Origin of the sequence: Mesorhizobium sp. XAP4, from assembly GCF_029269325.1 — a bacterium.
In the GTDB taxonomy this organism is placed as follows: domain Bacteria; phylum Pseudomonadota; class Alphaproteobacteria; order Rhizobiales; family Rhizobiaceae; genus Mesorhizobium; species Mesorhizobium ciceri.
Genome location: NZ_JARIXW010000001.1, coordinates 236,546 through 260,674, shown reverse-complemented (window position 1 = coordinate 260,674; position 24,129 = coordinate 236,546). Strand labels below are relative to the sequence as shown.

Annotated in this window: 22 protein-coding genes; 11 read left to right on the top strand and 11 right to left on the bottom strand. The window is 63.0% G+C overall.

The features are described 5' to 3' along the window. The first annotated feature begins 12 nt into the window (after positions 1-12). The 4 genes from P3C39_RS01350 to P3C39_RS01335 all read left to right on the top strand — a co-directional run bounded on the left by P3C39_RS01350 (position 13) and on the right by P3C39_RS01335 (position 1,998). On the top strand, positions 13-621 hold the full coding sequence (locus P3C39_RS01350) for a hypothetical protein (protein WP_275952485.1): 609 nt from the start codon (positions 13-15) through the stop codon (positions 619-621). A 118-nt stretch (positions 622-739) separates the two neighbouring features. After that, a complete protein-coding gene (locus tag P3C39_RS01345) occupies positions 740-1,003 on the top strand; it encodes a YMGG-like glycine zipper-containing protein (protein WP_013530156.1) in 264 nt (87 codons plus the stop codon). Positions 1,004-1,059: 56 nt separating this feature from the next. Beyond that, positions 1,060-1,695, top strand: coding sequence for an outer membrane lipoprotein carrier protein LolA (locus tag P3C39_RS01340; protein ID WP_275952484.1), 636 nt, complete (start codon positions 1,060-1,062; stop codon positions 1,693-1,695). A gap of 93 nt (positions 1,696-1,788) precedes the next feature. After that, complete coding sequence (locus P3C39_RS01335) at positions 1,789-1,998, top strand: hypothetical protein (RefSeq protein ID WP_013530154.1); 210 nt, start codon at positions 1,789-1,791, stop codon at positions 1,996-1,998. Between the two features lie 89 nt (positions 1,999-2,087). Here the strand turns inward: P3C39_RS01335 and P3C39_RS01330 are convergent, their stop codons facing one another. From P3C39_RS01330 to P3C39_RS01300, 7 genes are all read right to left on the bottom strand, one after another. Further along, positions 2,088-2,387, bottom strand: a complete 300-nt coding sequence (locus P3C39_RS01330) for an HlyU family transcriptional regulator (protein ID WP_024505488.1) — start codon at positions 2,385-2,387, stop codon at positions 2,088-2,090. A gap of 112 nt (positions 2,388-2,499) precedes the next feature. Then, entirely contained in the window at positions 2,500-3,195 is a 696-nt protein-coding gene (locus tag P3C39_RS01325; RefSeq protein WP_013530152.1) for a PadR family transcriptional regulator, read from the bottom strand. A gap of 159 nt (positions 3,196-3,354) precedes the next feature. Beyond that, positions 3,355-3,723 (bottom strand): DCC1-like thiol-disulfide oxidoreductase family protein, encoded by a 369-nt coding sequence (locus P3C39_RS01320; RefSeq protein WP_027162060.1) that lies wholly within the window; start codon positions 3,721-3,723, stop codon positions 3,355-3,357. Positions 3,724-3,854: 131 nt separating this feature from the next. Further along, positions 3,855-4,148: a GYD domain-containing protein gene (locus P3C39_RS01315; protein ID WP_013530150.1), complete on the bottom strand. Its 294-nt coding sequence runs from the start codon at positions 4,146-4,148 to the stop codon at positions 3,855-3,857. Positions 4,149-4,329: 181 nt separating this feature from the next. Further along, entirely contained in the window at positions 4,330-6,351 is a 2,022-nt protein-coding gene (gene rpoD / locus P3C39_RS01310) for an RNA polymerase sigma factor RpoD (RefSeq protein WP_013530149.1), read from the bottom strand. Between the two features lie 426 nt (positions 6,352-6,777). Beyond that, positions 6,778-8,715, bottom strand: coding sequence for a DNA primase (dnaG, locus tag P3C39_RS01305; RefSeq protein WP_063168778.1), 1,938 nt, complete (start codon positions 8,713-8,715; stop codon positions 6,778-6,780). Positions 8,716-8,856: 141 nt separating this feature from the next. Next, complete coding sequence (locus P3C39_RS01300; protein WP_013530147.1) at positions 8,857-9,228, bottom strand: RcnB family protein; 372 nt, start codon at positions 9,226-9,228, stop codon at positions 8,857-8,859. A 387-nt stretch (positions 9,229-9,615) separates the two neighbouring features. Here P3C39_RS01300 and P3C39_RS01295 point away from each other — a divergent pair, with 387 nt between their 5' ends. Together P3C39_RS01295 and P3C39_RS01290 are read left to right on the top strand one after the other, a co-directional pair. After that, on the top strand, positions 9,616-11,280 hold the full coding sequence (locus tag P3C39_RS01295) for a Na/Pi cotransporter family protein (protein ID WP_275952483.1): 1,665 nt from the start codon (positions 9,616-9,618) through the stop codon (positions 11,278-11,280). A gap of 278 nt (positions 11,281-11,558) precedes the next feature. Next, positions 11,559-12,743 carry an MFS transporter gene (locus P3C39_RS01290; RefSeq protein ID WP_024505485.1) on the top strand — a complete coding sequence of 395 codons (1,185 nt, stop codon included), beginning with the start codon at positions 11,559-11,561 and terminating at the stop codon, positions 12,741-12,743. 61 nt (positions 12,744-12,804) lie between these two features. On the opposite strand, the gene P3C39_RS01285 is transcribed toward P3C39_RS01290, so the two are convergent. After that, positions 12,805-15,012, bottom strand: coding sequence for a heavy metal translocating P-type ATPase (locus P3C39_RS01285; RefSeq protein WP_275952482.1), 2,208 nt, complete (start codon positions 15,010-15,012; stop codon positions 12,805-12,807). A 104-nt stretch (positions 15,013-15,116) separates the two neighbouring features. Between P3C39_RS01285 and P3C39_RS01280 the strand changes: the two genes are divergently transcribed. Continuing rightward, positions 15,117-15,533, top strand: coding sequence for a helix-turn-helix domain-containing protein (locus tag P3C39_RS01280; RefSeq protein ID WP_013530143.1), 417 nt, complete (start codon positions 15,117-15,119; stop codon positions 15,531-15,533). 8 nt (positions 15,534-15,541) lie between these two features. Here P3C39_RS01280 and P3C39_RS01275 read toward each other — a convergent pair whose 3' ends face one another. Together P3C39_RS01275 and katG are read right to left on the bottom strand one after the other, a co-directional pair. Further along, entirely contained in the window at positions 15,542-16,099 is a 558-nt protein-coding gene (locus P3C39_RS01275; RefSeq protein ID WP_275952481.1) for a GNAT family N-acetyltransferase, read from the bottom strand. A gap of 182 nt (positions 16,100-16,281) precedes the next feature. Continuing rightward, the gene (gene katG / locus P3C39_RS01270) at positions 16,282-18,477 is read right to left on the bottom strand and encodes a catalase/peroxidase HPI (protein ID WP_275952480.1); all 2,196 of its coding nucleotides are present in this window, start codon (positions 18,475-18,477) and stop codon (positions 16,282-16,284) included. Between the two features lie 265 nt (positions 18,478-18,742). Between katG and P3C39_RS01265 the strand changes: the two genes are divergently transcribed. Continuing rightward, the gene (locus tag P3C39_RS01265; RefSeq protein ID WP_275952479.1) at positions 18,743-19,696 is read left to right on the top strand and encodes a hydrogen peroxide-inducible genes activator; all 954 of its coding nucleotides are present in this window, start codon (positions 18,743-18,745) and stop codon (positions 19,694-19,696) included. 20 nt (positions 19,697-19,716) lie between these two features. Here P3C39_RS01265 and P3C39_RS01260 read toward each other — a convergent pair whose 3' ends face one another. Continuing rightward, positions 19,717-20,430 carry a DNA helicase gene (locus P3C39_RS01260; protein WP_275952478.1) on the bottom strand — a complete coding sequence of 238 codons (714 nt, stop codon included), beginning with the start codon at positions 20,428-20,430 and terminating at the stop codon, positions 19,717-19,719. Between the two features lie 581 nt (positions 20,431-21,011). On the opposite strand from P3C39_RS01260, the gene P3C39_RS01255 reads away from it, so the two are divergent. The 3 genes from P3C39_RS01255 to P3C39_RS01245 all read left to right on the top strand — a co-directional run bounded on the left by P3C39_RS01255 (position 21,012) and on the right by P3C39_RS01245 (position 24,114). Further along, on the top strand, positions 21,012-21,989 hold the full coding sequence (locus tag P3C39_RS01255; RefSeq protein WP_275952477.1) for a hypothetical protein: 978 nt from the start codon (positions 21,012-21,014) through the stop codon (positions 21,987-21,989). A gap of 638 nt (positions 21,990-22,627) precedes the next feature. Continuing rightward, positions 22,628-22,984, top strand: coding sequence for an SPW repeat protein (locus P3C39_RS01250; protein ID WP_275953151.1), 357 nt, complete (start codon positions 22,628-22,630; stop codon positions 22,982-22,984). A 212-nt stretch (positions 22,985-23,196) separates the two neighbouring features. After that, entirely contained in the window at positions 23,197-24,114 is a 918-nt protein-coding gene (locus P3C39_RS01245; protein WP_275952476.1) for an NADP-dependent oxidoreductase, read from the top strand. Positions 24,115-24,129: the final 15 nt, after the last annotated feature.

Sequence of the window (24,129 nt, the reverse complement as noted above, 5' to 3'; positions counted from 1 at the left end):
ATCCGTTCCCCCTTGCGCGAGGCAGCTTACGGCCAACGTTTGCACCAAGCGATCTCGACTGAGCTCGCGCATCCAGTCCACGCCAGAGAGGACACCCTGATGGTCGAACATCCGAGTGGAAGCGAAAGCAACAGAATTGCCGCAAGCGCTGTTACCGACGACGATCCGCGTCTTGCATTCATTTATCAGGAAGCAGTGAGAGGTCTCACGCAACAGCAAACCCTTGTGGAGAACATGAGCAGCCGCGCCGGCAGCCTTGTCTTCGCCACCGCCTTCGCAAACTCGTTGCTTGGCGGTGCGGCCCTTTCCAACGGGCTTGGGCCTTGGGACTGGATTGCGGTGGCCCTGCTGTTCGGCATTGGCGGGCTGATCGTCTTCATGCTTTGGCCCTACCACCAATACACATTCCGCTTCGATCCCGAAGAGTTGCTTGATCAATATGTCGACGGCGACAGGCCGACGACGATGTCGGCCATGCGCCGCGCGCTTGCGCTTCGCATCAAGGCGGACATGGCCGGCAACTGGCGAATTATCCAGCGGCTGCGGGTGGCGCTGCAGATTGCGCTGCTGTTTCTGCTGCTCGATATCCTGGCCTGGCTTTTGGCGATTGCAGGCGTTTGAGCCGGAGGGCACACGGGTCCGCCACGGCCCGGCGCTTGCAGGACAGGCAACCCACGATGGATCGAAAAGCTTTCTTGAGCATTTAAGCTTTGGCTAATAGTAGCCCAGGAGAGAACCAATGAAAAAGACGCTGCTCATTTTGAGCCTGCTCATTCCGCTCTCGGCGTGCTCCCGTACAGAACAAGGCGCTGCCGTCGGCGGCTTGGGTGGCGCAGCGGTAGGCGCCGCGGTTGCCGGCGATCCTGTGCAAGGGGCGGTTGTTGGCGGTGCGGTTGGCGCGATAGCCGGGGCCGTCATCGGGCACGCCAGCGAAGCCGGCCAGTGCAGATATCGCGATCAGTATGGCCGGGTTTACGTTGCACGATGCCCGGAGGGTTACTGACCTGGAGGCGCGTGATCTCTTTCGATCACGCGCCTGCTCCGGAGGTGGGATAAGCGATGGGCTATCGGATCAAAGTACTGCTGGGTTGCTGGTTCGCCGTTGCCAGCGCTGCCGCGATGTATGCGGCATCCACCGCCGCGATCTCCGCCGCGCCTGTTGATGCCAAGACGATTGCCGATCACCTCTCATCGATAAAGTCCATGTCCGGGGACTTCGTCCAGTCGGGTCCAAATGCGGAGAGGACCCGTGGCAGGTTTTTTCTACAACGCCCCGGCAAGATCCGATTCAACTATGCAGGCCAATCAGGGATCAGCGTGATTGCAGATGGCAAATCCCTGGTGGTTTATAACAGAAAGCTGAAGACATCGCGGCTTTATGCTCTCTCGAAGACGCCGCTTAAGCTGCTGCTCGACAATAAGGTCGACTTCTCCGGCAATCGCGTGAAAAGCGTCAGGGACGATGGCGCCCAAGTTACCGTCAAGCTGTCCGACAGATCGACCTTCGGCAGTTCGAGCATCTCCATGGTGTTCGACAGTAAATCTCTAGATCTGCGCAGATGGAGCCTCACCGACGAGAAGGGACTTACCACAACGGTGACTATATCAAATGTGAAGCAGGGCGTTCGCGCTCCCGAGGGCACCTTCGTGATCGATTACACGGCAAACCGTGAATTCAACACCACCACGAAATAGCCGAAGCCGCGGGCATATTCCCTGGGCCGGAACCAATACGATTACCAGCGGTTTAGTCCATGAAGGGACCGGAACCGCAAAGGACGCGGCGCAATGATTGAAATTCACAGCATGGAAGCGGCCAAAGCCAGACTGCGTATAAGGAGAGCTGAGCACTCTTTGAAGTGCGCGAACGACTTGCTGGATGAGGAAGGTGGCGTCGCCCTCAATCTGGCATTGTGCAGCCGGATAAGAGCCGCGCAAAGGCACCTGATCGAGGCAAGGGCACGCCTGATGACGATCGATCCCGCCAGGACGAATTGACCCGCTGGTGGTCGCACGTCAACCCCTGAGCGATAGGTCTATCGTGGCGCAAGGCCCGGGCGGCGCTCGGTTCGGCGATGGTCCGGCCCTTACCCAAAAACCCGATCGCCCTGCTCGTCGACCAGTTGGATGCCCTTCTTGATCGAGATGTCGACGGCGTCGTCGAGCCCGGCAAAGCGGTCGGCGCGGATGAATTTGTGTTCCTTCACCACGCCGTCGATCTCCTTGGAGACGACGCCGCAGGTCTGGTACTGGCCATCGGCCTTGTAGGGCGTGGCGCTGATCAGAAAGCCCTTGTGCTCGACCTGCTTGGCTGGCGCTGCACTCGTCGGCTCAGCCGTCTGGGTTCCGCCGCCGCCACCGCCGAAAAGACGCTTCAGAAAAGACATCGGACTTCCTCCAACAGCATTCATCCCGCACCATGTAGAGTGACGCGGGATGAATTTCACTATCGGTCCTTGGGCCAGCGGGCAAGGGCTGCGTCCGGTCGGCTGGACGAGCTTACTTGTGCGACAGCGCTTCCAGCGCCTCGGCGGCGGCTTCGAGGATGGCGATGGCCTCGGCCTGCTTGTCGGCCGGGGCGTCGACGAAGTCGCCCAGAGCCGCGCGCAGCCGGTGACGGACTGCGCGGAATTCGTCGCGCGCTTCCGAACGATCCCCGCGGCCACCGCGGCCGCCACGACGCCCGCCCTCTTCGCTCTCGTCGTTCCAGCCGAACCAGTCGCGCGCCTTGGCCATTTTGCGGCCGAAGCGCTCGAGATGGTCGAGCACGCCGTCGATCATCTCGCGGTTGTCGGCGAGATGCGCCTGGCCCGCCTCGGTGATCGAAAACACCTTCTTGTTGCCGTCGGCGGCGGAGGCGGCATAGCCGGCCTCTTCCAGGAAGGTCAGCGTCGGGTAGACCACGCCCGGGCTCGGGCTGTAGATGCCGCTGGTGCGCTCTTCCAGGGCCTTGATGATGTCGTAGCCGTGACGCGGCGCTTCGGCCAGCAGCGACAGCGTGATCAGCTTGAGGTCGCCGTCGGCCAGCATGCGTCCGGCGCGGAACATGTCGCCCGGACCGCCGCGCCCGCCACCACGGCCGCCGTGGCCGAACGGGCCAAAGCCGCCGCCCCCTCTGCCACCGAATTTGCCGGCCATGTGCATGAACATGCGCTCGCCGAAATGACCGCGCCCGAAATGATTGTGTTTGTGCATTGATTGCTCCTTGAGTTGTATCTTACGATATATCTTAATTAGGCAAGTCAATCGATGGAGTCAAGATATATCTTACGATGTATCTGAATGCAGCACCAGCGGGCTCGATTTTCCAGTCTCGGCCGCTTCGTTGCGAACGGCGGCCACCGATAAATTCGGCTACCAGCGCCCCATGCGCCGGTTCCAGGCATAGAGAAGATCGGCAAAGCGATCGTAGGCAAAGCGTGTCAGCGGCAAGGCAACCGGATTGCCGAACAGCGTCGCCAACCAGCCCTCGCCCGGCGTGACCTTCCATACCGCGATGGCGACATCGGCGCCGACCAGCAGTCGGCCCTCGGCATCGGTGGCGTGCAGCCGGCGGCGGATATCCTCAAGCGACGCGCCAAATCCGGCTAGCGCTGCCGGTTCAAGATTGATGTCTCGGAACTTGATCCGCCCAGCCTTGATCGCTTCGATCAGCCGCCGCTTCTGCCTGCTGATCCCGGCATCGCAGACCGGGCAGCGCGTATTGTACCAGACGGTCAGCATAGTTCCGGCATTTGGTTGGTAGCGCAAACTTGAAGGACCACGAACGATCGGGCGCCGTCAAGACGTCGCTCGGTCGCTCGCGCGAAGGAGAATGTATCGGGCCAGCCGGTCCGGCCCTTCCGCTACGGGCTTTATCCGAGCGAGGTGACGATCTCGCGGTAGGCTAATTCGGGAAAGGCCTTCAGCGTCCGCGTCCTGACATTGCCGGCCGCCGCCAGCATCAGCGAGAAGCGCGCCAGCACCGCGTCGTCGGGCGCTTCGACCACCGCCACCATGTCGTATTCGCCCATGGTCAGGTAGAACGCCTTGAACGATCCGCCCATGTCTCCCAGCTGCTTTCTGGCGGCGTCGAGCCGCTTCGGTGACTCGCGCACGTTTCTGGCACCCTGCTCCGTCCAGTTCATCAGCACGATGTAGCTTGTCATGGCACACCTCCCTCCGGGGCCACGGAGCACGGCGGCTTCGCCGGGGCGGGCATCCGGCTTATCGCCCAGAAATGCATCCGACAGCGAAATTATCCTCCCGAAGGGCCTGGCCCGCAAGAGTGCGCCCCACAAACAAAAAAGGGCGCCATCGGCGCCCTTGAACTCTTTGCATCGGTAAGTCTCAGCTATCCAGGAAACTGCGCAGCTTGCGCGACCTGCTCGGGTGCTTGAGCTTGCGCAGCGCCTTGGCTTCGATCTGGCGGATACGCTCGCGGGTAACCGAGAACTGCTGGCCGACTTCTTCCAGCGTGTGGTCGGTGTTCATGCCGATGCCGAAGCGCATTCTGAGCACGCGCTCCTCGCGCGGCGTCAGCGAGGCCAGCACGCGCGTGGTGGTCTCGCGCAAATTGGCCTGGATCGCCGCGTCGATCGGCAGGATCGCCATCTTGTCCTCGATGAAATCGCCCAGATGCGAATCCTCCTCGTCGCCGACCGGCGTTTCGAGCGAGATCGGCTCCTTGGCGATCTTCAAGACCTTGCGCACCTTTTCGAGCGGCATGGCAAGCTTTTCGGCCAGTTCTTCCGGCGTCGGCTCGCGGCCGATCTCGTGCAGCATCTGGCGCGAGGTGCGCACGATCTTGTTGATCGTTTCGATCATGTGCACCGGAATGCGGATGGTGCGCGCCTGATCGGCGATCGAACGCGTGATCGCCTGCCGGATCCACCACGTCGCGTAGGTCGAGAACTTGTAACCACGGCGGTATTCGAATTTGTCGACCGCCTTCATCAGGCCGATATTGCCTTCCTGGATCAGGTCGAGGAACTGCAGGCCGCGATTGGTGTATTTCTTGGCGATTGAGATGACGAGGCGCAGATTGGCCTCGACCATTTCCTTCTTCGCGATCGCCGCTTCGCGCTCGCCCTTCTGCACCTGGTTGACGATCTTGCGGAATTCCAGGATCGAGATCGCCGTTTCGGTGGCGAGGTTCTGGATCTCGGCGCGCAGGTCCTTGATCGCATCCTTCTCGTTCTTGGTGAATTCCTTCCAGCCGCGCGAGGTCAGGTTGCCGATCGAGCGCGTCCAGTTCGGGTCGAGCTCGGAACCCTGATATTCCTTCAGGAACTCTTCGCGACGCACGCCGTAGCTTTCGGCGAGCCTGAGCAGCTTGCCTTCGTTCTGCACCAGGCGCTTGTTGATGTCGTAGAGCTGCTCGACCAGCGCCTCGATGCGCGCCGTGTTGAGCGACAGCGACTTCACCGCCTTGATCAGCTGGTCCTTCAGCTCCTTCAGCCGGCGATCCTGGCTGGGCGACAGCGTGCCGGCCGCGGCCAGACGGTTCTCGACCTGCTGGTCCTGCAGCTTGCGCAGCTTTTTGTAGGTGTCGGCGATAACGTCGAGCGTCTCCATCACCTGCGGGCGGAGTTCCGCTTCCATCGCGGCCAGCGACAGGCTCGCTTCGTCCTCGTCTTCGTCGTCGTCATCCGTCAGCCCACGCGTATCGGCGCCGACATTGGTGATGTCGTCTTCGTCGTCGCGCGAACGGCGCGGCTTGTCCTCGACCTTGGCTTCCTCGACGCGCTCGACCACCGGCGCCTGCTTGGCCTCGGGGCCGGCATAGGTGGCTTCGAGATCGATGATCTCACGCAGCAGGATCTTGGATTCGTTGAGTTCGTCGCGCCAGATGATGATGGCCTGGAAGGTCAGCGGGCTTTCGCACAGACCCGCGATCATCGTCTCGCGACCGGCCTCGATGCGTTTGGCGATGGCAATTTCGCCCTCGCGCGACAAAAGCTCCACCGAGCCCATCTCGCGCAGATACATGCGCACCGGATCGTCGGTGCGATCGGTCGGTTCTTTCTTGGTGGTGGTGGCGGCAACCGCGGTGCCGGTCTGCTCAGCCAGCTCGTTGGCGTCTTCCTCGGCATCGGCCGCGGTGTCGGCGGCCTCGGGCTCCTCGCCCTGCTCGTCGTCTTCGACCACGTTGATGCCCATGTCGGACAGCATCGCCATCGTGTCCTCGATCTGCTCGGAGGTCACTTCCTCTGAGGGCAGCACCGAATTCAGCTCGTCCATGGTGACATAGCCGCGCTTCTTGGCGGCCTTGATCATCTTCTTGACAGCATCATCGGAAAGGTCGAGCAGAGGGCCATCGGTGGCGCCTTCGCGTTCGGTTTCGACCTCTTCCTTTTCCTTTGTCGCCATAGTCTTTATCTTCTCCTAGCGGCCGAACTTCAAAGCCGCGTAAGCTGTCGGACCAGTCAAATCGGATGCGCTCGCTTATGAAACGCGCTTCACCGGGCCAGTAACTGCATCAACTCGTTTCGTTTGGTGTATGTCGTTGCCCCAAAACCGGGTTTCCCTTTTTTGGGCGACATCCATTAAGTCCAGATTAACCCTGATATCTGTGGCAGGCGGGCTGCCTGTCCAGTGACCGGTACCTCACATCGCTTATTTCCCGTCGACGCGGGTTCGGGTTAACGTTTCGAATCGTCCTGATTCCGCCAATCTGCCAGAAGGTCAAGCGCCTCTCGCATGATTCGCATGAAAAAAGCGAATCAATTACCCGACTTAGCCCGTTACGCGCCATTTCGACGCGCAACGACGCTTTCTCAATTCACTCGCTTCCAACTAAGCTCGCCCTGCCCTGCCAGAGGAGACGCCAAACCCTTCGATCAGCGCTTCCGTGGCTTGCACATCCTGGAATTGCGCCTGAATTTCGATCAGGTGCCGGTAGTTTTCGTCTGTGGGATCGGTGGCGAGCGCCGCTTCCGCCTGTTTCAGTTCCTTATGTAAGGTGCGCGCGCTGCGCTGCAAGTGCAGCGCCTGGCTGAAAGCATCGCGGGCATCTTCGAGGGCGGCGGTCTCCAGCGCCGGCCATTGCCGCATTCGCCGGATCAGGCCGACCGCCCGCTCCCAGATCTCGGCGCAGCCGGCGCGTTCGATCGTCGCAATCACCGCCTGGCGGTCATTGGCCATGTCATGCGCCATTGCATCGAGGATTGCCGCATGCAGCCGCCTCAGATCGGAGTTGGCAAGATCGAGAAACTCGATATGGGCGAAATTCTCGTCGATCAGTGCCGGATGGTTGACCAATGCGACGATGATCGTCGCCTCGCGCACCGACATCCCCTCGCCGCCGCGTTTGACCAAAGCCGACTGGCCGAGACTTTCGGTGATCGCAATGCGGCCGCCACCGCTCTTGGCGAACTGCCCGCCGGGAGCGGCTGCCTTGCCCTGGCCCGGGCGCCCATCCTGGCGGCCGCTTTGCCTGGTGCCGCGCTGCGAGCCGAAGAAGCTCAACACGCGCTCGCGCATCTCCTGTTGATAATGGTAGCGGAGACTTTCATCGCGGATGCGGCTGGTCAGTTCGCGCAGCGTCTTCTCGAGCTCGGCCCGCCGCTCCGGCGTGTCGAAGACGCCGCCCGCCGTCTCACGCATCCATAAAAGGTCGACCAGCGGCCGCGCCTCGGCCAGAACGCTACGAAACGCATCCGGTCCTTCGGCCTTGACCAGATCGTCGGGATCCTTGCCTTCCGGCAGCAGCGCGAAACGCGCCGAGCGGCCGGCCTGCACCGACGGCAGCGCCATGTCGGCGGCCCGCCACGCGGCCTTCAACCCGGCCTTGTCGCCGTCGAAGCACAACATCGGCTCCGGCGCCATGCGCCACAGCAGCTCGAGCTGGTTCTCGGTAAGCGCGGTGCCGAGCGGCGCCACGACATTCTCGAAGCCGGCCTGTGCCAGCGCGATGACATCCATATAGCCTTCGACGGCGATGACCGTGCCGCCCTTGGCCAAGGCCTTGCGGGCGCGGGCGAAATTATAAAGCACGTTGCCCTTGTGGAAGAGCTCGGTGTCGGGCGAGTTCATGTATTTGGCCAGCGCATCGGGCTGCAGCGCGCGGCCGCCAAAAGCGATGATCTTCCCCCTGGAATCCGGGATCGGAAACATGATGCGGTCGCGGAACCAGTCATAGGAAACCGGGATGTCGTCGCCGTGGCGCACCAGTCCGCAGGCCTCGATATCGGCTTTCGGCACGCCCCTGGCGGCGAGATGCTCCTTCAGCGCATTGCGGCTGTCGGGCGCAAAACCGAGCCGGAACGATTGCTGCGTCGCCGGCGTCAGGCCGCGGTCGCGCAGATAGGCACGCGCCTTGGCGCCTTCCGGTCCCTGCAGCCGTTCCTGGAAGAAGGCGGTCGCCATCTCCATGACGTCGGTCAGGCTGGCGCGTTCCTTTTCGCGCCGCTCCTCCTGCGCATCGCGGACCGGCATCGGCACCCCGGCCATGTCGGCGATCTTTTCCACAGCTTCGGGAAAGCTCATCCCGTCCAGTTCGGTGAGGAACTTGAAATGATCGCCCGAGACCGAACAGCCGAAACAATGGTAGCGGCCCTTCTTGTCCTCGCAGTGGAAGGAAGGGCTCTTCTCGCCATGAAACGGGCAGCACGCCCAATAGTCGCCGCGTGGTGCGTTGGTCTTCTTGCGGTCCCACGCGACGCGCTGGCCGATCACCGATGAAATCGGCACGCGGTCGCGTATCTCGTCGAGGAAGGCGGGTGGAAAGCGCATCGGGGAACTCGTTTCCCGGTTATATAATCACGCCCGCGAAATCCGACGACCCTTAATGCGGGCCATACCCGGTTTCCACAGGCAAAAAGAAAGGCGGCCGTAGCGGGCCGCCTCCCTTTTCAATGTCCGGCAAGGTGCCGATTAATGCGCGGCAAGCGCGCCGAAGATGACGCCGGAGAGGATGCCGACCAGGACATAGTCGTTGCCGACGCGGATCCATTCCTGGCCGCGGCCGGGGCGATGCAGGCCGTAGCGGCCATAGTCGCGGATCGGCTGATGGCGCTTCCAGCCGGAATATTTCTGGCCATGCCGCCAGTTGTTGCGCTTCACGACGACGACCTTCTTCTTGTAAACGCGCTTCCTCACATCGCTGTGGTGGCCGGGCTTCTGCCAGTCGACCTGGCTGTAGTTCGACTGCGGCGCGTTCGGCGCATTCAGCGGTGCGGCCTGGCCGGTGAGCGACGTGGCGGCCAGCATCGAGAAAGCGAGTGCGGAAAGGACGATGCGTTTCATGAGAAGTCTCCTTGGTTGTCGATATCGAAGCAGTAGCTGCCCATCGATGAACCGAAACTGAACGCACGCATTACAATTAGGTAATGAATTCCTTGATTTACCCAAGGAAGCTGAACATGATCGCAAAGGCAGGAGCCAGTCGCACCGCAAACTCGGCCTATCCGCCGCTTCGCGCCCGCCCCGCGATGCAACCATTTGCGCGTCCGTCCATTTTCCGACACCGCCTGTCGCGCGGCAACGGCCCTTGAAATCGACAAGATTTTATTATCCGGCTAAAATATTCGCGCTATTATAAGTCACCGCCATGAACATGATTCGTTCCCTCGTTTTTCCTTCTGATCGCCACGCAAAACAGGGCGGGCGCCCTGTTTGCATGCAGGGGACGAAATGAGCGGGTCCGTCGTCCTTCTGCATCTGGCCGGCGCCGTGGCGCTGATGCTGTTTGCCACCCGCATGGTGAAGACCGGCGTTGAACGCGCCTATGGCGACGTGCTGCGCCATCGCCTCCGCGCCACCATGCGCAATCCGATCATGGCGGTGCTGGCCGGCACCGGCCTTGCCATCGCCCTGCAGAGCTCCACCGCCGTCACGCTGCTGGTCGGCTCCTTCGCCGGCTCTGGCATCGTCTCTGGCGCCGCGGGCCAATTGGCGGTGCGCGGCGCCGAGATCGGCTCGGCGCTGGTGGTCAAGCTGCTGACCTTCGACCTCACCTTGCTGGTGCCACTGTGCCTGATCACCGGCACGGTCATGTTCATGGCCACCGAGCGGCGCGACTGGCGCCAGTCCGGCCGCATCCTGGTCGGCATCGGCCTTCTGATCCTCTCGCTGGAGATGATCGGCCAGGCATCGGAGCCCCTGCGCAACAGCCAGCTCATGCCGGTCATCATCAACTACTTCTCGACCGATTCCATCACCGCCTATCTGCTGGCGGCACTGATCACCTGGCTGTTCCAGTCGAGCATCGCGGCGGTGCTGTTGATGGCGACGCTGGCAGGCCGTGGCCTGATCACGCCCGAACTTGGCGTCGTTCTCATCCTTGGCGTCAACCTCGGCTCCTCGATGATCGCGCCGATGCTGACCCGCTCGTCGAGCCCCGAAGTGCGCGTCGTGCCGATCGGCAATCTCCTGATGCGCGGGCTTGGCTCGCTGGTCATGCTGATCCTGGTCATGATCTTCAGGCCGCACTTCGCCTTTCTCGGTTCGACGGCGGCGGACCAGATCGTCAATGCCCACATCCTGTTCAATGTGCTGATCCTGCTCGCCGGCCTGCCGCTGGCAGGCTTCGTCTACCGCGCTTCGGAGAAGATCGTCGCACTTGGCACCAAGCCCGTGCCGGCCGCCTCGCTTGACGTCGTCGAGCTGTCCGCACTCAACGAAAGCGCGCTCGACGTGCCGAGCCAGGCGCTGGCCAATGCCACCCGCGAGGTGGTGCGGGTCTGCGAGACGATCGAGATCATGCTCAAGCGTATCATCGAACTCTATGAAAGTGCCGACGCCGACAAGATCAAGGCGCTGGCCGCACTCGACGACCGCGTCGACCGCAAGCACGCCGCGATCAAGCTCTACCTCGCCAAACTGACCAGGAACCCGCTGACCGAGGACGAGGCGCTGCGCTGCCAGGAACTGATCGGCGCCTGCGTCAAGCTCGAGCAGGTCGGCGACATCATCGTGCGCAACATGCTGGTGCATGTGAAGAAGAAGTTCGAGCGCGGACTGGAATTCACCGACGAGGGCTGGGCCGAGCTGTGCGCCTTCCATGGCTCGGTTCTGGCCAATGCGCGGCTTGCCTTCAACGTTCTGGTGTCGCGCGATCCCGAGACCGCCCGCCAGCTGGTGCTGGAAAAGGACCGGCTGCGCGACCGCGAAAAGGAAACCAGCGCCAGCCATTTCGTGCGGCTGCGCGACGGCACCGCCAAGAGCGTCGAAACCAGCTCGATCCATCTCGACACCATCCGCGACCTGAAGCAGATCAATTCGCTGCTGGCCTCGATGGCCTATCCGGTGCTTGAAGAGCGCGGCCTGCTGACGGGGTCGCGGTTGAAGGCGAGCTGAAGAATAGCAATCCCCCACGAGGCCTCCGGAGAGAGAGGAAGGGCGCTAGTTGAAATAAGATCGCGCCCTTCCTCTACCCCGTCGGTCGGGGGAGAGGAAGGGAGCGCGCTTGGATAGGTTCGCGCGCTTCCTTTACCCCGGCCATCTCCCCCACAAGGGGGAGATTGGCGCTTCACCGCCTCGCCCCCACTGAAGAAAACCTAAACTCGCGACAAAAATTTCTGGATTGCCCGCAAAGCCCATCCGTGGTTTGAGGCGCTTCCAGCTAAGGCTTCCCCATGTCGCTTCCGCTCATCGCCCTGTTCATCGCCGCCTTTGCCTTCGGCACCACCGAATTCGTCATTGCCGGCGTGCTGCCGCAGGTGGCGCAAGGCCTGGGCGTCTCGGTTCCCTCCGCCGGCTATCTCGTCTCCGGCTATGCCGGCGGCATCGCCATCGGCGGCCCGCTGCTGGCGCTCGCCACCAAGTCATTGTCGCGCAAGAGCCTGCTGCTAGGCCTCGCCATCGCCTTCACCATTGGCCAGGCGGCTTGCGCGCTGGCGCCCGATTTCACCTCGATGCTTCTGTTGCGCATTGCCGTGGCGGTCGCGCATGGCGCCTATTTCGGCGTCGCCATGGTCGTCGCCGTCGGTCTCGTGCGCGAGGACCAGCGCGGCATGGCTGTCGCCGTCATCCTGTCCGGCCTCACCGTCTCCAACGTCATCGGCGTGCCGGCCGGCACCGCGATCGGCAACATCTGGGGCTGGCGTGCGACTTTCTGGGTGATGTGCGCGCTGGGTGTCGCGGCAACGCTTGCCATGGCAGCCCTTTTGCCGCGCACCACCGGCTCATCGGCCAAGCCCGCCGGTTTCGCCCGCGAGGTCCGCGTGCTGGCCCGCCAGCAGGTCTGGACATCGCTGATCCTGATGCTGATGCTGATGATCGGCCAGTTCGGCCTGTTCACCTACATCACCCCGACACTGCTGGAAGTCACCGGTCTCGACGAGAACCTGGTGCCGTGGGTGCTGCTGCTCAACGGCGTCGGCGCAACCCTTGGCGTCTTCCTCGGCGGCAAGCTCTCCGACTGGAAGCTGATGCCGTCATTGATCACCATGCTGGCCCTGCAGGCGGTGACGCTTGGCGTCATCTATGCCGTCAGCCCCTATCCCCTGCCGATGGTTGTGGCGATCGTCATCTGGGGCGGTCTCAACTTCGCCATCGGCACGCCGATCCAGACCCGCATCCTGGCCTGGACGGCAGATGCTTCCAACCTCGCTTCGTCGCTCATTCCGTCCGGCTTCAATGTCGGCATCGCGCTGGCCGCTTCGTTGGGCGCCGCGATGCTGAACAGCGGCTATGGCTACCGCAGCCTGCCGCTGCTCGGCGCCATCGCCATGCTGGTCGCCGTGGCAGTGGCGCTCGCCTCTTATGTCTGGGAAGGGCGCAGCAACGCCACGCCGCCGCTGACAGCCCCAGCCGAGTAGATCACGATCCGGAAAAGTGGACGCCGGTTTTCCGAAAAGATCGTGATCAACCAAAAACACTTCACCCGCGCCAGCGCAGCAGGCGCATGGCGTTGGCGGTGACCAGCACGGTCGCGCCGGTATCGGCCAGGATCGCCGGCCACAGGCCGGTGATGCCCAAAATGGTGGTGACCAGGAACACCGCCTTCAGCCCCAGCGCCACGGTGATGTTCTGGCCGATATTGGCCATCACCGCCCGCGACAGTTTCACCATACGCGCGACGTCCATGACGCGGCCGTGCAGGATCGCCGCGTCCGCGGTCTCCAGCGCCATGTCGGTGCCGCCGCCCATGGCAATGCCGATATCGGCGGCCGCGAGCGCCGGCGCGTCGTTGATGCCGTCGCCGACCTTGGCAACCTTGAAACCCTCGCGCTGCAATTCGCCGACGATGCGCTGCTTGTCCTGGGGCAACAGCTCCGCCCGCGCCTCGATGCCGAGCGAAGCGGCGATGGCTTGCGCCGTGCGGCGGTTGTCGCCGGTCAGCATCACTGCGCGGATGCTCTCGGCCTTCAGCGCCGCGATCCCGGCCGCAGCATCCGGCCGCGGCTCGTCGCGCATGGCAATCAGCCCGGCCACCACGCCATCGGCGACGAGCACTGACACCGTCTTGCCCTGGCCGTTGAAGCTGTCGACGACGAGGCGCTGCGCTTGCGTCATGTCGGCGCGTTCGCCCGCCGCCTGGCCGGAGCCGAGGAAGACGGCGACGCCGCCAACGCTGCCCTCGACACCCTTGCCCGAGATTGCCTTCGCCGCGAGAGCCGGCGGCACCGGCGCCTTGTCGGCCTTGGCCCGGTCCAGGATCGCCATCGCCAACGGATGGCTGGAGCCCTGCTCCAGTGCTGCCGCCAGCGCCAGCACGGTGCGTTCATCCCTTCCATACGCCACGATGTCGGTGACGACAGGCTTGCCTGCGGTCAGCGTACCGGTCTTGTCGAAGGCGACCGCCGTGATCCGGCGAAAGCCTTCCAGCACCGCACCGCCTTTCATCAACAGGCCACGCCGCGCACCGGTCGCAAGGCCCGCGGCGATCGCCGCCGGGGTCGAGATGACCAGTGCGCAGGGGCAGCCGATCAGCAGGATCGCCAGGCCCTTGTAGATCCATTCGTTCGAGTCGCCGCCGGCAAGCAGCGGCGGCAACAATGCCACCAGCGCACCGACCGCCAGCACCGCCGGCGTGTAGGTGCGCGAGAAGCGATCGATGAAGCGCTCTGTCGGCGCCTTGGCCTCCTGCGCCTCCTCCACCAGCCGCACGATTCGGGCGATGGTGTTGTCGGAAGCGGCCGCCGTTACCCGCACCTTCAGCACGCCGTCGGTGCTGATCGTGCCGGCAAAGACGGCGTCCGCAACGCCCTTGCGCTTCGGCGTGCTCTCGCCGGTCACCGGCGCCTCGTCAATTTCGCTCGCGCCCTCGATGATCTCGCCATCGGCCGGGATGCGGTCGCCCGGCCGCACCAGGATGATGTCGCCGACCGCAAGGTCTTCGGCGGGACACTCCGATGTGCCGCCTGCGCGCTCGACCAAGGCCGTCTTCGGCACCAGATCGGCAAGTCCCTGGATGCTCGCCCGCGCCTGGCCGGCGGCGACACCCTCCAGAAGCTCGCCGATCAGGAAGAGCACCACCACGGCGGCGGCCTCTTCAGTGGCACCGATCATCACGGCGCCTATCGCCGCGATGGTCATCAGCATCTCGATCGAAAACGGCGTGCCGGCCAATGCCGCCATCAGCGCGCGCCGTGCGATCGGCACCAGGCCGACCAACAGCGCGGCCAGGAACACCCCGCGTTCCGCCACCGGGAACAGATGGCCGATGCCGTATGCGGCGAGAAGCGCTGCCGCGCAGGCGAGCGTCAGCACCGCCCGGCGGGAACGCCACCACGCCTGCCCCGTCTCGGAATGGCCATGATCGGGATCGTGGCTCGCATGATCGTGGCCTTCATGGTCATTGTGGACGTGATCGGCGTGCGCCTTGTTTGACATCGGCGATACATGTGCCTCGGCCTTGACGATGCCGTAGCCGAGCCGAGCCACCTGCTGCAGCACCTTGTCTTCCGGCAACGCGCCGCCATGGCTGACCGTCATGCTGGCACCGGTCACCGAAACCGAGACATCGGCGACGCCGTCTAGGCGACGCACCGCCGTATCGATCTTGGTTGCGCAAGAGGCGCAATCCATGCCGCCGATCTTGAACCGCGTCTGCCTGATTTTTACCTGGTCGAGGGGCGCCGTCATCACATCACCTGTCTGTCTTGCCCGCGCGGCGTCGCCGCATGGTCTTGAACGCTGATGTCAGGCACTGTAATTGCTCTAGTCACTAGAGCTTCAAGAGGCAATTCATGTTTTCGATTGGTGATCTCTCGCGCCGCACCGGGGTCAAGGTGCCGACCATCCGCTACTACGAGCAGATGGGCCTTGTTGCCGCACCCGAGCGCTCGGAAGGCAACCAGCGCCGCTATTCCAGGCAGGAGCTGGAGCGGTTGGCCTTCATCCGCCACGCCCGCGATCTCGGTTTCGCCGTCGAGGACATCCGCTCTCTGATCGATTTGAGCGGCCACCCCGAGCAACCCTGCGGCCACGCCGACAAGATCGCCGAGGAGCAACTGATCTCGGTGCGGGAAAAGATTGCCCAGTTGAAGCGGCTCGAGGCCGAGCTCGAACGCATCGCCACGTGCTGCAATGGCCAGACGGTCGGTGATTGCTACGTCATCCGCGCGCTGTCGGATCATGCGCTGTGCGCCGATGAGCATGGTTGAGATACATCCTACAGCTCGATTCGGAACCGCAAGCTTTCTGCTCCGCCATAGGCGGCGTCCTCGAAAAAGCGTTCGACGAGCTTGCCGCCATTGGCCAGGATCACCTTGTGCGAGGCCGGATTGCCCGGTTTGGCGGTGATCTCGACGTGAGCCAGGCCGACCGCCCTCGCCTCCTCCAGCATCAGGCGCAGCGCCTGTGTAGCGTAGCCGCGCCGCCGCTTCCACGGCACCACCGCATAGCCGATATGGCCGAGCACATGCGGCGGCAGGTCCGACGTGCCCTTCTGCCAGCGAAAGCCGATCGAGCCCGACGCCTCGCCGTCCCAGATCCAGCGGCGGAAGCCTGGCAGGCGCGGCACCTTTTTGCCGTCGGGCAAGGTGATCGGACCGCCCCTGGCCTGGGGATCATCGAGGTCGGCGAGAAAAGCCACGGGATCCCTTTCGATTGCCGCAAGCTGCTCGCGCGTCGCTTCCAGCAATCGCACATTGTCCGGCGACCAGCCGCGTTCGAGTGCCGCCTTGTAGGACAGCAGATGTTCGAACGCGGGTTTGACGATTTCGATCATGGTGCACCGGTGCAGACGCGATACCCACAAAATAGCACGCTTGACCAGGGAGGCGCGGTCCACCAAAGCGCGGCCCCATACGACAGAGGCCGCGCTCCCATCACTGGAAACGCGGCCCTGGCGTTGTGTCCTTGGGAGGACCGGCGATCCGGCGCGGCCGCGCCGGAGCACCTTTAGCGATCTCAGGCGATGTCGAAGCGGTCGGCGTTCATCACCTTGGTCCATGCCGCAACGAAATCCCTGGTGAATTTCGCCTTGGCGTCCGCCGACCCGTAGACCTCGGCAAGCGCGCGCAATTGGGCGTGCGAGCCGAAGATCAGGTCGGCACGGGTGCCGGTCCACTTGACCGCCTTGGTCTTGCGGTCACGCGCCTCGTAGACTTCGTCGGAGCCGGCGGCCGGATCCCAGATCGTGTTCATGCTGAGCAGGTTGACGAAGAAGTCGTTGGTCAACGTACCCGGCCGGTCGGTGAACACGCCGTGCTTCGAGTTGGCCGTGTTGGCGCCGAGCACACGAAGACCGCCGACCAGCACCGTCATTTCGGGTGCGGTCAGCGACAGCAATTGCGCCCGGTCGACCAGCATGGCTTCGACCGACATCGGCTGCTTGCCCCTGACATAGTTGCGGAAGCCATCGACTTTCGGCTCGAGCGCGGCAAAGGAATGGACATCCGTCTGTTCCTGTGAAGCATCCATGCGACCCGGCGTGAACGGCACCTTGGCCTCGTGGCCGCCATCCTTCGCCGCCTTCTCGACAGCGGCGACACCGCCGAGAACGATGAGGTCGGCCAGCGAGATCTTTTTCCCGCCGGTCTGTGCCGCGTTGAACTCCTTCTGGATGGCTTCCAGCCTGGCCAGCACCTTCGACAGTTCCGCCGGCTGGTTGACCTCCCAATCCTTCTGCGGCGCCAGTCGGATACGTGCACCATTGGCACCACCGCGCTTGTCGGAATTGCGGAACGTCGAGGCCGAAGCCCACGCCGTCGAGACCAATTCGGAAACCGACAGGCCCGATGCCAGGATCTTCGCCTTCAGCGACGCAATGTCCTGCTCGCCGACCAGTTCGTGGTCGACCGCGGGGATCGGATCCTGCCAGATCAGTTCTTCCTTGGGCACGAGCGGGCCGAGATAGCGAACGGCCGGACCCATGTCGCGATGGGTCAGCTTGAACCATGCGCGGGCAAACGCGTCGGCGAACTGGTCCGGATGCTCATGGAAGCGCCGCGAGATCTTCTCGTAGGCCGGATCGACCCGCAGCGCGAGATCGGTCGTCAGCATGGCAGGCGCGCGGCGCTTGGACGGATCGTGGGCATCCGGCACGGTGCCGGCACCGGCGCCGCCCTTCGGCGTCCACTGATGGGCGCCCGCAGGGCTCGTGGTCAGCTCCCATTCGAAGTTGAACAGATTGTCGAAGAAGTTGTTGCTCCACTTGGTCGGCGTCGTGGTCCAGGTCACCTCGAGGCCCGAGGTGATGGCATCGCCGGCGATGCCCGTGGCATGCTTGCTCGACCAGCCGAGGCCCTGCGCTTCGATGCCGGCGCCTTCCGGCTCCGCACCCACAAGCGAAGCATCGCCGGCGCCGTGGGTTTTGCCGAAGGTGTGGCCGCCGGCGATCAGCGCCACGGTCTCCTCGTCGTTCATGGCCATGCGGCCGAACGTCTCGCGAATATCGCGTGCCGAGGCCAGCGGATCCGGCTTGCCGTTCGGCCCTTCCGGATTGACATAGATCAGACCCATCTGGACGGCGCCGAGATGGCCCTGGAGTTCGCGGTCGCCGGAGTAGCGCTTGTCGTCGAGCCACTTGGTTTCCGAACCCCAATCGACGTCCTGCTCGGGTTCCCAGACGTCGGCGCGGCCGCCGGCGAAACCGAAGGTCTTGAAGCCCATCGATTCCAGCGCGACGTTGCCGGTGAGGATCAGCAGGTCGGCCCAGGAGATCTTGCGGCCATATTTCTGCTTGACCGGCCACAGCAGCCGGCGCGCCTTGTCGAGATTGGCATTGTCCGGCCAGCTGTTGAGCGGAGCAAAACGCTGCTGGCCGGCCCCGGCGCCGCCACGGCCGTCGCCGATGCGGTAGGTGCCGGCACTGTGCCAGGCCATGCGGATGAACAGCGGCCCGTAATGGCCGAAGTCGGCCGGCCACCAATCCTGCGAATCCGTCATCACCTGGTGCAGGTCCTTGATCACCGCATCGAGATCGAGCGACTTGAATTCCTCGGCATAGTCGAACTCTTCGCCCATCGGGTCCGAAAGGTTCGACTGCTGATGCAGAACGCCAAGGTCCAGTTGGTTCGGCCACCAGTCACGGTTCGTCCTGCTGGAGGATCCGTGCGCAACGGGGCATTTGCCGGCACTGGGATCATCGGTCTGTGCGTCCATGTTCTTCTCTCCGATCGTGGCTGAGTTGAGCTGTTCAACTGCTGCGTGAACAGGAACACAAAAATGTCCCTGTAGGCGGTCCGTTTCATGGCTGGCGCGATGACCTGAGCCCGATACGCGACCGAATATGTTGGATGTCCTGTTGCTGCGGGCATGCGCCTCACCAGGCGGTCCCGGCTGCTCCTCATCTTCGTTACGACTCCTATAGCAAAGCCGCTTGATTAATTTAAGTTGGATTTCCTGATTGCAGCGATAAGATGACATTATGACAAACCTGACGCTGAAGCAGCTGCGTTATTTCGAGGCGCTGGCCCGGCACAATCATTTCGGCCGCGCCGCCGATGCCTGCTCGATCTCGCAGCCCGCCATCTCGGTGCAGATCCGGGAGTTGGAGGAAACGCTGGGCACGGAGCTTTTCCAAAGAGGCCCACGCCAGGTCCGGCTGACCAATTTCGGCGAGGAATTCGCCTTGCGCGTCCGCGACATCCTGCGCTCGGTGGATGAGCTGACGGATCTGGCCCGCGCCTCGCGCGACCGGCTGGTGGGACGGTTGCGCATCGGCGTGATCCCGACGATCGCACCCTACCTCCTGCCTGCCATCATCGGCCACCTCGCCCGCATGCATGACGGGCTCGATATCCACGTGCGCGAAACGCAAACGCAGAAGCTGATCCAGGAACTGGCCGACGGCCGGCTCGACGCGGCCATCGTCGCCTTGCCGGTGTCGGAACCCTCGCTGACGGAAATCGTGCTGTTTGCCGAGAACTTCGTGCTGGTCCGGCCCGGCGAGGACGAGGGAAAGCCGGTCCCCAACCGCGAAATGCTGCGCGAGATGCGGCTGCTTCTGCTGGAGGAAGGCCATTGTTTTCGCGATCAGGCGCTGTCGTTCTGCAACATGCATTCGGCGCGGCCAAGGGAGTTGCTGGACGGCAGCTCGCTGTCGACCCTGGTGCAAATGGTCGGCGCCGGTGTCGGCGTCACCTTGATTCCCGAAATGGCCGTGCCGGTGGAGACGCGCTCGGCGGCGGTGTCTGTCGCCCACTTTGCCAACCCCCAACCGTCGCGGACGATCGGCATGATCTGGCGCAAGACAAGTCCGATCGCCAAACAGCTGCTGCTTATATCCGAAGTGGTTCGCCAGGCGGCCGATACGTTGCGGGCGCAGCACGGCTCGGCATTGCTTGCGCAGCCCGTGAATCTGCCGGCAGCCGCTCAATGAAGGCTTGGCTGACCCGATCGTCAGCCTGCCGCGTGGAACCGGATCTCGCCCTTGTTCAGGAAGCAGGTCTTGTTGAACAGCGACAGATCCAGAGGGTTCGGCAACCGCACATCGCCGATATCGGGAACCGGCTTCTGCGCCGGGTCGTAGGACCGGTCGATCTGCGAGATGAAGACGAGGATCAATCCCCTGTCGCCGGCAAACGCTTTCAGCGTGCGAACCTGCGCCATCAGCTCCGGATTTTGCCGCTTCTGGTCGAGCAGTTGCAGATAGTCGATCACCACCAGCGTGCCGCGCGGCGCCGAGCCCAATGCCTTGACGATATAGTCGGCGCTGATGGCGTCGGAATTGTCGAACACGAACCGGTCGTTGAACTGCACCGGGTCTGCCCCGATGGCTCGAAACCGGTCGAGCACATCCCGCTGCGTATACTCCAGCGTGAAGAACACGCCCCGACTGCCGGACTTCATGGCTTCGATTGCCAGTTCGAGACTCATCAGCGTCTTGCCGTGGCCGGGTCGTGCACCGACCAGGACCAGATCGCCGGGCGCAAGTTGCGCAAACAGTGTGCCGGCAGGCGCCGCCCCGGCTGCCTTGGCCGCAAGCAGGCTCCAACTGGCGAAACCTTCCCGTACTGCAACGCGGTCAAGCGCTTCGTGGAGCGGAATTTTGGCCTCGCGGGACAAAAGCCTGGCTTGACGCTTCAGATGATAGACGGGCGCGGACAACTTCATGACAAACCTCCTGGTGCGAGCCGTTTTCGCAACCCCTCCTTATGCCAAGCGCTCGAACAGTTGGTTCGGTGATGAGAGGCCCTGCATGGATGATGCTTTCCCGGCGGAGGGAGGAGGCGTGAGCCACGCCAGAATCAGATGATAGCTCAATCCCTGCGTATCGAAAATCGCGGAACTCGAGAGATCAGGTTCCGAACTCGCGGCTTTTCGCGATAGGAATTTTTTCTTGACTCCCTGCACTCAGCTATGGTACATATTTGTCCATGGTGCTGATTTGCGCCAATGGCCCGCCGCACAGGCGGGTTTTTCGTTTGATGCTCCGTCAGCCAACGCGCCGACGAGCTCGAAGGAACCCGCCAACCCGAGTTTGTTGCCCTGCTTCAAGGATGCGAAGACGTCCGCCGCAAGCCTGGAGCCAGCATGTCGGCGTAGGCGTTTGCATGCATCGACCTGCTTTACGGATCTTCATGCGGGTACGCTAAACAAGATGTGTTTCGCCTGATAATGCGAGGCCATCTATGATCGATTCTCGCGGCAATACCGCAAGAAATAGCCATTCGCTTCGACAGGAGAATTGATCCGTGCGGTTGAGATCTGTTTGTCTGGGCGTCGTCGCCAGCTTTTTCGTCGCCGTCATCGCCGTGACGGTGTCGGCTCGATCCTTTGCCGCATCATCTGACGTTCCGGCCTGGCTGCAGGCTCATGTCGGCAACAGCGACGGCCAGATCTCACAAATTGTCCTCGAACGTGCCCGCGCGCTTTATCGGAAGAAGGTCGCCCAAGGGGCCGTCAAGAACCCCTGCTACTTCGCCATGGATGCGACACGCCCCAGCGATCTGGGCAATGGCGTGCTCGGCCGCCGCTACTACGTCATCTGCGAGGGCAGCGACTCCTTCCGCGCGATTTCGTCGGGTCATGGCAGCGGGCGGAATCTGAAGGGCGTCGTCGATTTTTCGAACGGCAAGCGGTGCGCTAGGAACTTCGGCAATGCGATGGATTCATCGTTGACGGCCGGCGGCGCCTATATGACCCGCGAGGCGAAAACCTCGTTCAAGGGTTATTACCGCACCGGTGCGAAACGGGACGTGGCTTTCCAGCGCACCTTCATCCAGTTCGACGGCGAAGGCGAAGCCGCGAACGCCAGGCAGCGGGTGATCGGCGGCCACGCGGCCCAGGTGCTGCACGGCCTGTGCCTGCGCAAAAATCCGAACAGCTCGCATGCCGACCATGACGGCTTCGTGCCGTTCGGCAAGCTGGTGGATTATGCCGGCGGTCGCAGCAATGGCTGCACCAGTTGGTCGCCGGCGGATGCGCAGCAGATTATCCCGATGGTCAAGGACAATCCGACGACGCTCTACATCTACCCGGAATCGCGCGACATCGCCGCGGTCGCAGCCAACCATTCACAGCCGGGCGCCTATTGGAACGCGTCCTGCCTGAAGGAAATCGGCACACCGAAATTCTGGCCGCGAAAGACCCTCGAGCCGATCATCGCCCAATACAGGAAGGATCATCCGGCACCGCCGCCGCAGCCAGTGCCGATTTGCACGCAGCCGTGACGTCCGCTTCGGCATGCGAACCATGCGCATTGATCAGCAACCCGTCGTGAACCGGTATCGATCCCGATCTCCGAGGTTTGCCAGCGTCTGACTCCCCGCGCGTCGTCGATGCCGGCAAGCCAAAGGCTGGGATCGGATCATTTGCGACCTCGGCGCGTTGGTCCCCAGAGACAACGCGCGCCCATGGCGCGGGCGGCCGCCGCCGAGAAGGCCGCCGAAACGAAAGGCGCATCCGGTCGTTCCGCCGCCGCGCGCAAGGCAGTGCGGACCAAGGGTACCCGCGGCAGGAAGGAAGCGGCACAGAAGGCTGCCAGAACGCGAACACATCACGCTTACATTGAACGTCTTCTTCGAGGACTGGCGCTCCGGGTGACGACTATGATCGAGACATGGGTAATCGCCTGCGCCTCGCACCTTCCCGCCGCGTTGTATGTCGCGAACGGATCGGGAGTGGCTGAATGCTCCCGGCGAGGACAGTTCCCGGTGCCGTGTCCAGGCCGATTGGTTGGAGCCAACGGCCTGCTCTCCAGTTAGAAAGCCAGCAAGTCTGGTTGTAGCCTTGCCGCCATGTGACCGACGGTTTCAAGGCCACCGATTGAGCTTCGGAAGCGTGGAGAGCACGCTTGATGGAGAAAATCATGAACCAATGGTCAAACGCCAAGCTCTGTGACGTAGCAAATCTGGTCCTCGGAGCAATTCTCTTCTTCTCTCCATGGATATTCGCCTTCGCGGCGGGGACACAGTCCCAGAATGCCATGGGCAGCGGCATCGTGATTGTCGTGCTTTCGGTTGCCGCCCTCTTCGCCTTTGCTGTCTGGGAGGAATGGCTGAACCTCGTTGTGGGTCTTTGGGTAGTTGTGTCTCCCTGGGTGCTTGGATTCCAGGCAACCACAGCCATGGGCGTGCATGTTGTAATCGGCGTTCTGGTCGCGGTGCTGGCTGCGATCGAGCTGTGGATGATGAACCAGAGCCCGCCGACGCAGTCTACGGCCTAGCAGGACTGGGCGTCCTTGCGGCGGCCTGATCGTGACGGATTGGCCGCCGACAAATTGGCATCCCGCTGGGTCGCCGATGACGGTGGAAAATCATCTGACGTTGGCCCCCCGGGAGGCCAGCGTGCCTGCCGCCGCAACCCCGGTTGCACAGCCGCTGACGACAGCCCTGCAGACAGCGTCGCCGAAAGCCAGACAACAGGAGGTATGCCGACATGAAAGCAATCCGCATCCACGCTTTTGGCGGACCTGAGGTCCTTTCGATCGATCAGGTCCCCTCGCCTCAGCCCCTTGACGACGAGGTTGTGCTCAGGGTCCGCGCCGCAAGCGTCAATCCGATCGACTACAAGACCCGCGAAGGGTCGGTGAGCGAGACCCTGCCGGTCACGCTCGGGCGCGACGTATCCGGCACGGTGGAAATATGCGGTACGCGGGCGCATACGTTGAAGAAGGGCGACCCGTTGTTTGCGATGCTTGGTCATGACCGGGGCGGCAATGCCGAATATGTCGTGGTCAAGGCGACGGAAGCGGCTGCCAAACCGGATCGTCTAAGCCATGTCGAAGCCGCGGCGGTGCCGCTTGCCGGCATCACCGCATGGCAAGGCCTTTTCGACCATGGCGGCCTCAAATCCGGACAACGGGTTCTCATCCATGGCGGCGCCGGCGGCGTCGGTCATCTGGCGATCCAGCTGGCCAAGGCCGCGGGCGCGTTCGTCGCGACAACCGTTTCCGCCGAGGACGTCGTTTTCGTGCGTGAGCTTGGCGCCGATCAGACGGTCGACTACAAGAATCAGCGTTTCGAAGAGGTCGTCGATGCGGTCGACCTGGTGTTCGATCTTGTCGCGGGCGACACGCAGGAGCGCTCCTGGGAGGTGCTCAAGCCTGGCGGGACGCTCGTTTCCACGCTTTCCCAACCGTCGCAGGAAAAGGCAAACTTGCGTCGGGCGCGTGGCGTCTCCTACCTGGCCGAGCCGAATGCGGCGCATCTTGCCGAGATCGGCCGCCTCATCGAGACCGGCAAGGTCACCCCCTTCGTGCAAGCCACCTACCCTCTTGGAGAGGTCGCCAAAGCGGAAGAACGGCTGGAAAATGAGCATGTGCGTGGCAAGATCGTGCTTGAGGTTTCCGCCTAGCGCGAGTTGATGCTC

Coding starts and splice junctions, on each gene's coding strand:
- P3C39_RS01265 (WP_275952479.1), top strand. CDS start 18,743: ATGACAAACCTGACGCTGAAGCAGCTGCGTTATTTCGAGGCGCTGGCC.
- P3C39_RS01340 (WP_275952484.1), top strand. CDS start 1,060: ATGGGCTATCGGATCAAAGTACTGCTGGGTTGCTGGTTCGCCGTTGCC.
- rpoD (WP_013530149.1), bottom strand. CDS start 6,351: ATGGCGACAAAGGAAAAGGAAGAGGTCGAAACCGAACGCGAAGGCGCC.
- dnaG (WP_063168778.1), bottom strand. CDS start 8,715: ATGCGCTTTCCACCCGCCTTCCTCGACGAGATACGCGACCGCGTGCCG.
- P3C39_RS01260 (WP_275952478.1), bottom strand. CDS start 20,430: ATGAAGTTGTCCGCGCCCGTCTATCATCTGAAGCGTCAAGCCAGGCTT.
- P3C39_RS01250 (WP_275953151.1), top strand. CDS start 22,628: ATGAACCAATGGTCAAACGCCAAGCTCTGTGACGTAGCAAATCTGGTC.
- P3C39_RS01320 (WP_027162060.1), bottom strand. CDS start 3,723: ATGCTGACCGTCTGGTACAATACGCGCTGCCCGGTCTGCGATGCCGGG.
- P3C39_RS01275 (WP_275952481.1), bottom strand. CDS start 16,099: ATGATCGAAATCGTCAAACCCGCGTTCGAACATCTGCTGTCCTACAAG.
- katG (WP_275952480.1), bottom strand. CDS start 18,477: ATGGACGCACAGACCGATGATCCCAGTGCCGGCAAATGCCCCGTTGCG.
- P3C39_RS01325 (WP_013530152.1), bottom strand. CDS start 3,195: ATGCACAAACACAATCATTTCGGGCGCGGTCATTTCGGCGAGCGCATG.
- P3C39_RS01315 (WP_013530150.1), bottom strand. CDS start 4,148: ATGACAAGCTACATCGTGCTGATGAACTGGACGGAGCAGGGTGCCAGA.
- P3C39_RS01295 (WP_275952483.1), top strand. CDS start 9,616: ATGAGCGGGTCCGTCGTCCTTCTGCATCTGGCCGGCGCCGTGGCGCTG.
- P3C39_RS01280 (WP_013530143.1), top strand. CDS start 15,117: ATGTTTTCGATTGGTGATCTCTCGCGCCGCACCGGGGTCAAGGTGCCG.
- P3C39_RS01290 (WP_024505485.1), top strand. CDS start 11,559: ATGTCGCTTCCGCTCATCGCCCTGTTCATCGCCGCCTTTGCCTTCGGC.
- P3C39_RS01335 (WP_013530154.1), top strand. CDS start 1,789: ATGATTGAAATTCACAGCATGGAAGCGGCCAAAGCCAGACTGCGTATA.
- P3C39_RS01345 (WP_013530156.1), top strand. CDS start 740: ATGAAAAAGACGCTGCTCATTTTGAGCCTGCTCATTCCGCTCTCGGCG.
- P3C39_RS01285 (WP_275952482.1), bottom strand. CDS start 15,012: ATGACGGCGCCCCTCGACCAGGTAAAAATCAGGCAGACGCGGTTCAAG.
- P3C39_RS01245 (WP_275952476.1), top strand. CDS start 23,197: ATGAAAGCAATCCGCATCCACGCTTTTGGCGGACCTGAGGTCCTTTCG.
- P3C39_RS01330 (WP_024505488.1), bottom strand. CDS start 2,387: ATGTCTTTTCTGAAGCGTCTTTTCGGCGGTGGCGGCGGCGGAACCCAG.
- P3C39_RS01300 (WP_013530147.1), bottom strand. CDS start 9,228: ATGAAACGCATCGTCCTTTCCGCACTCGCTTTCTCGATGCTGGCCGCC.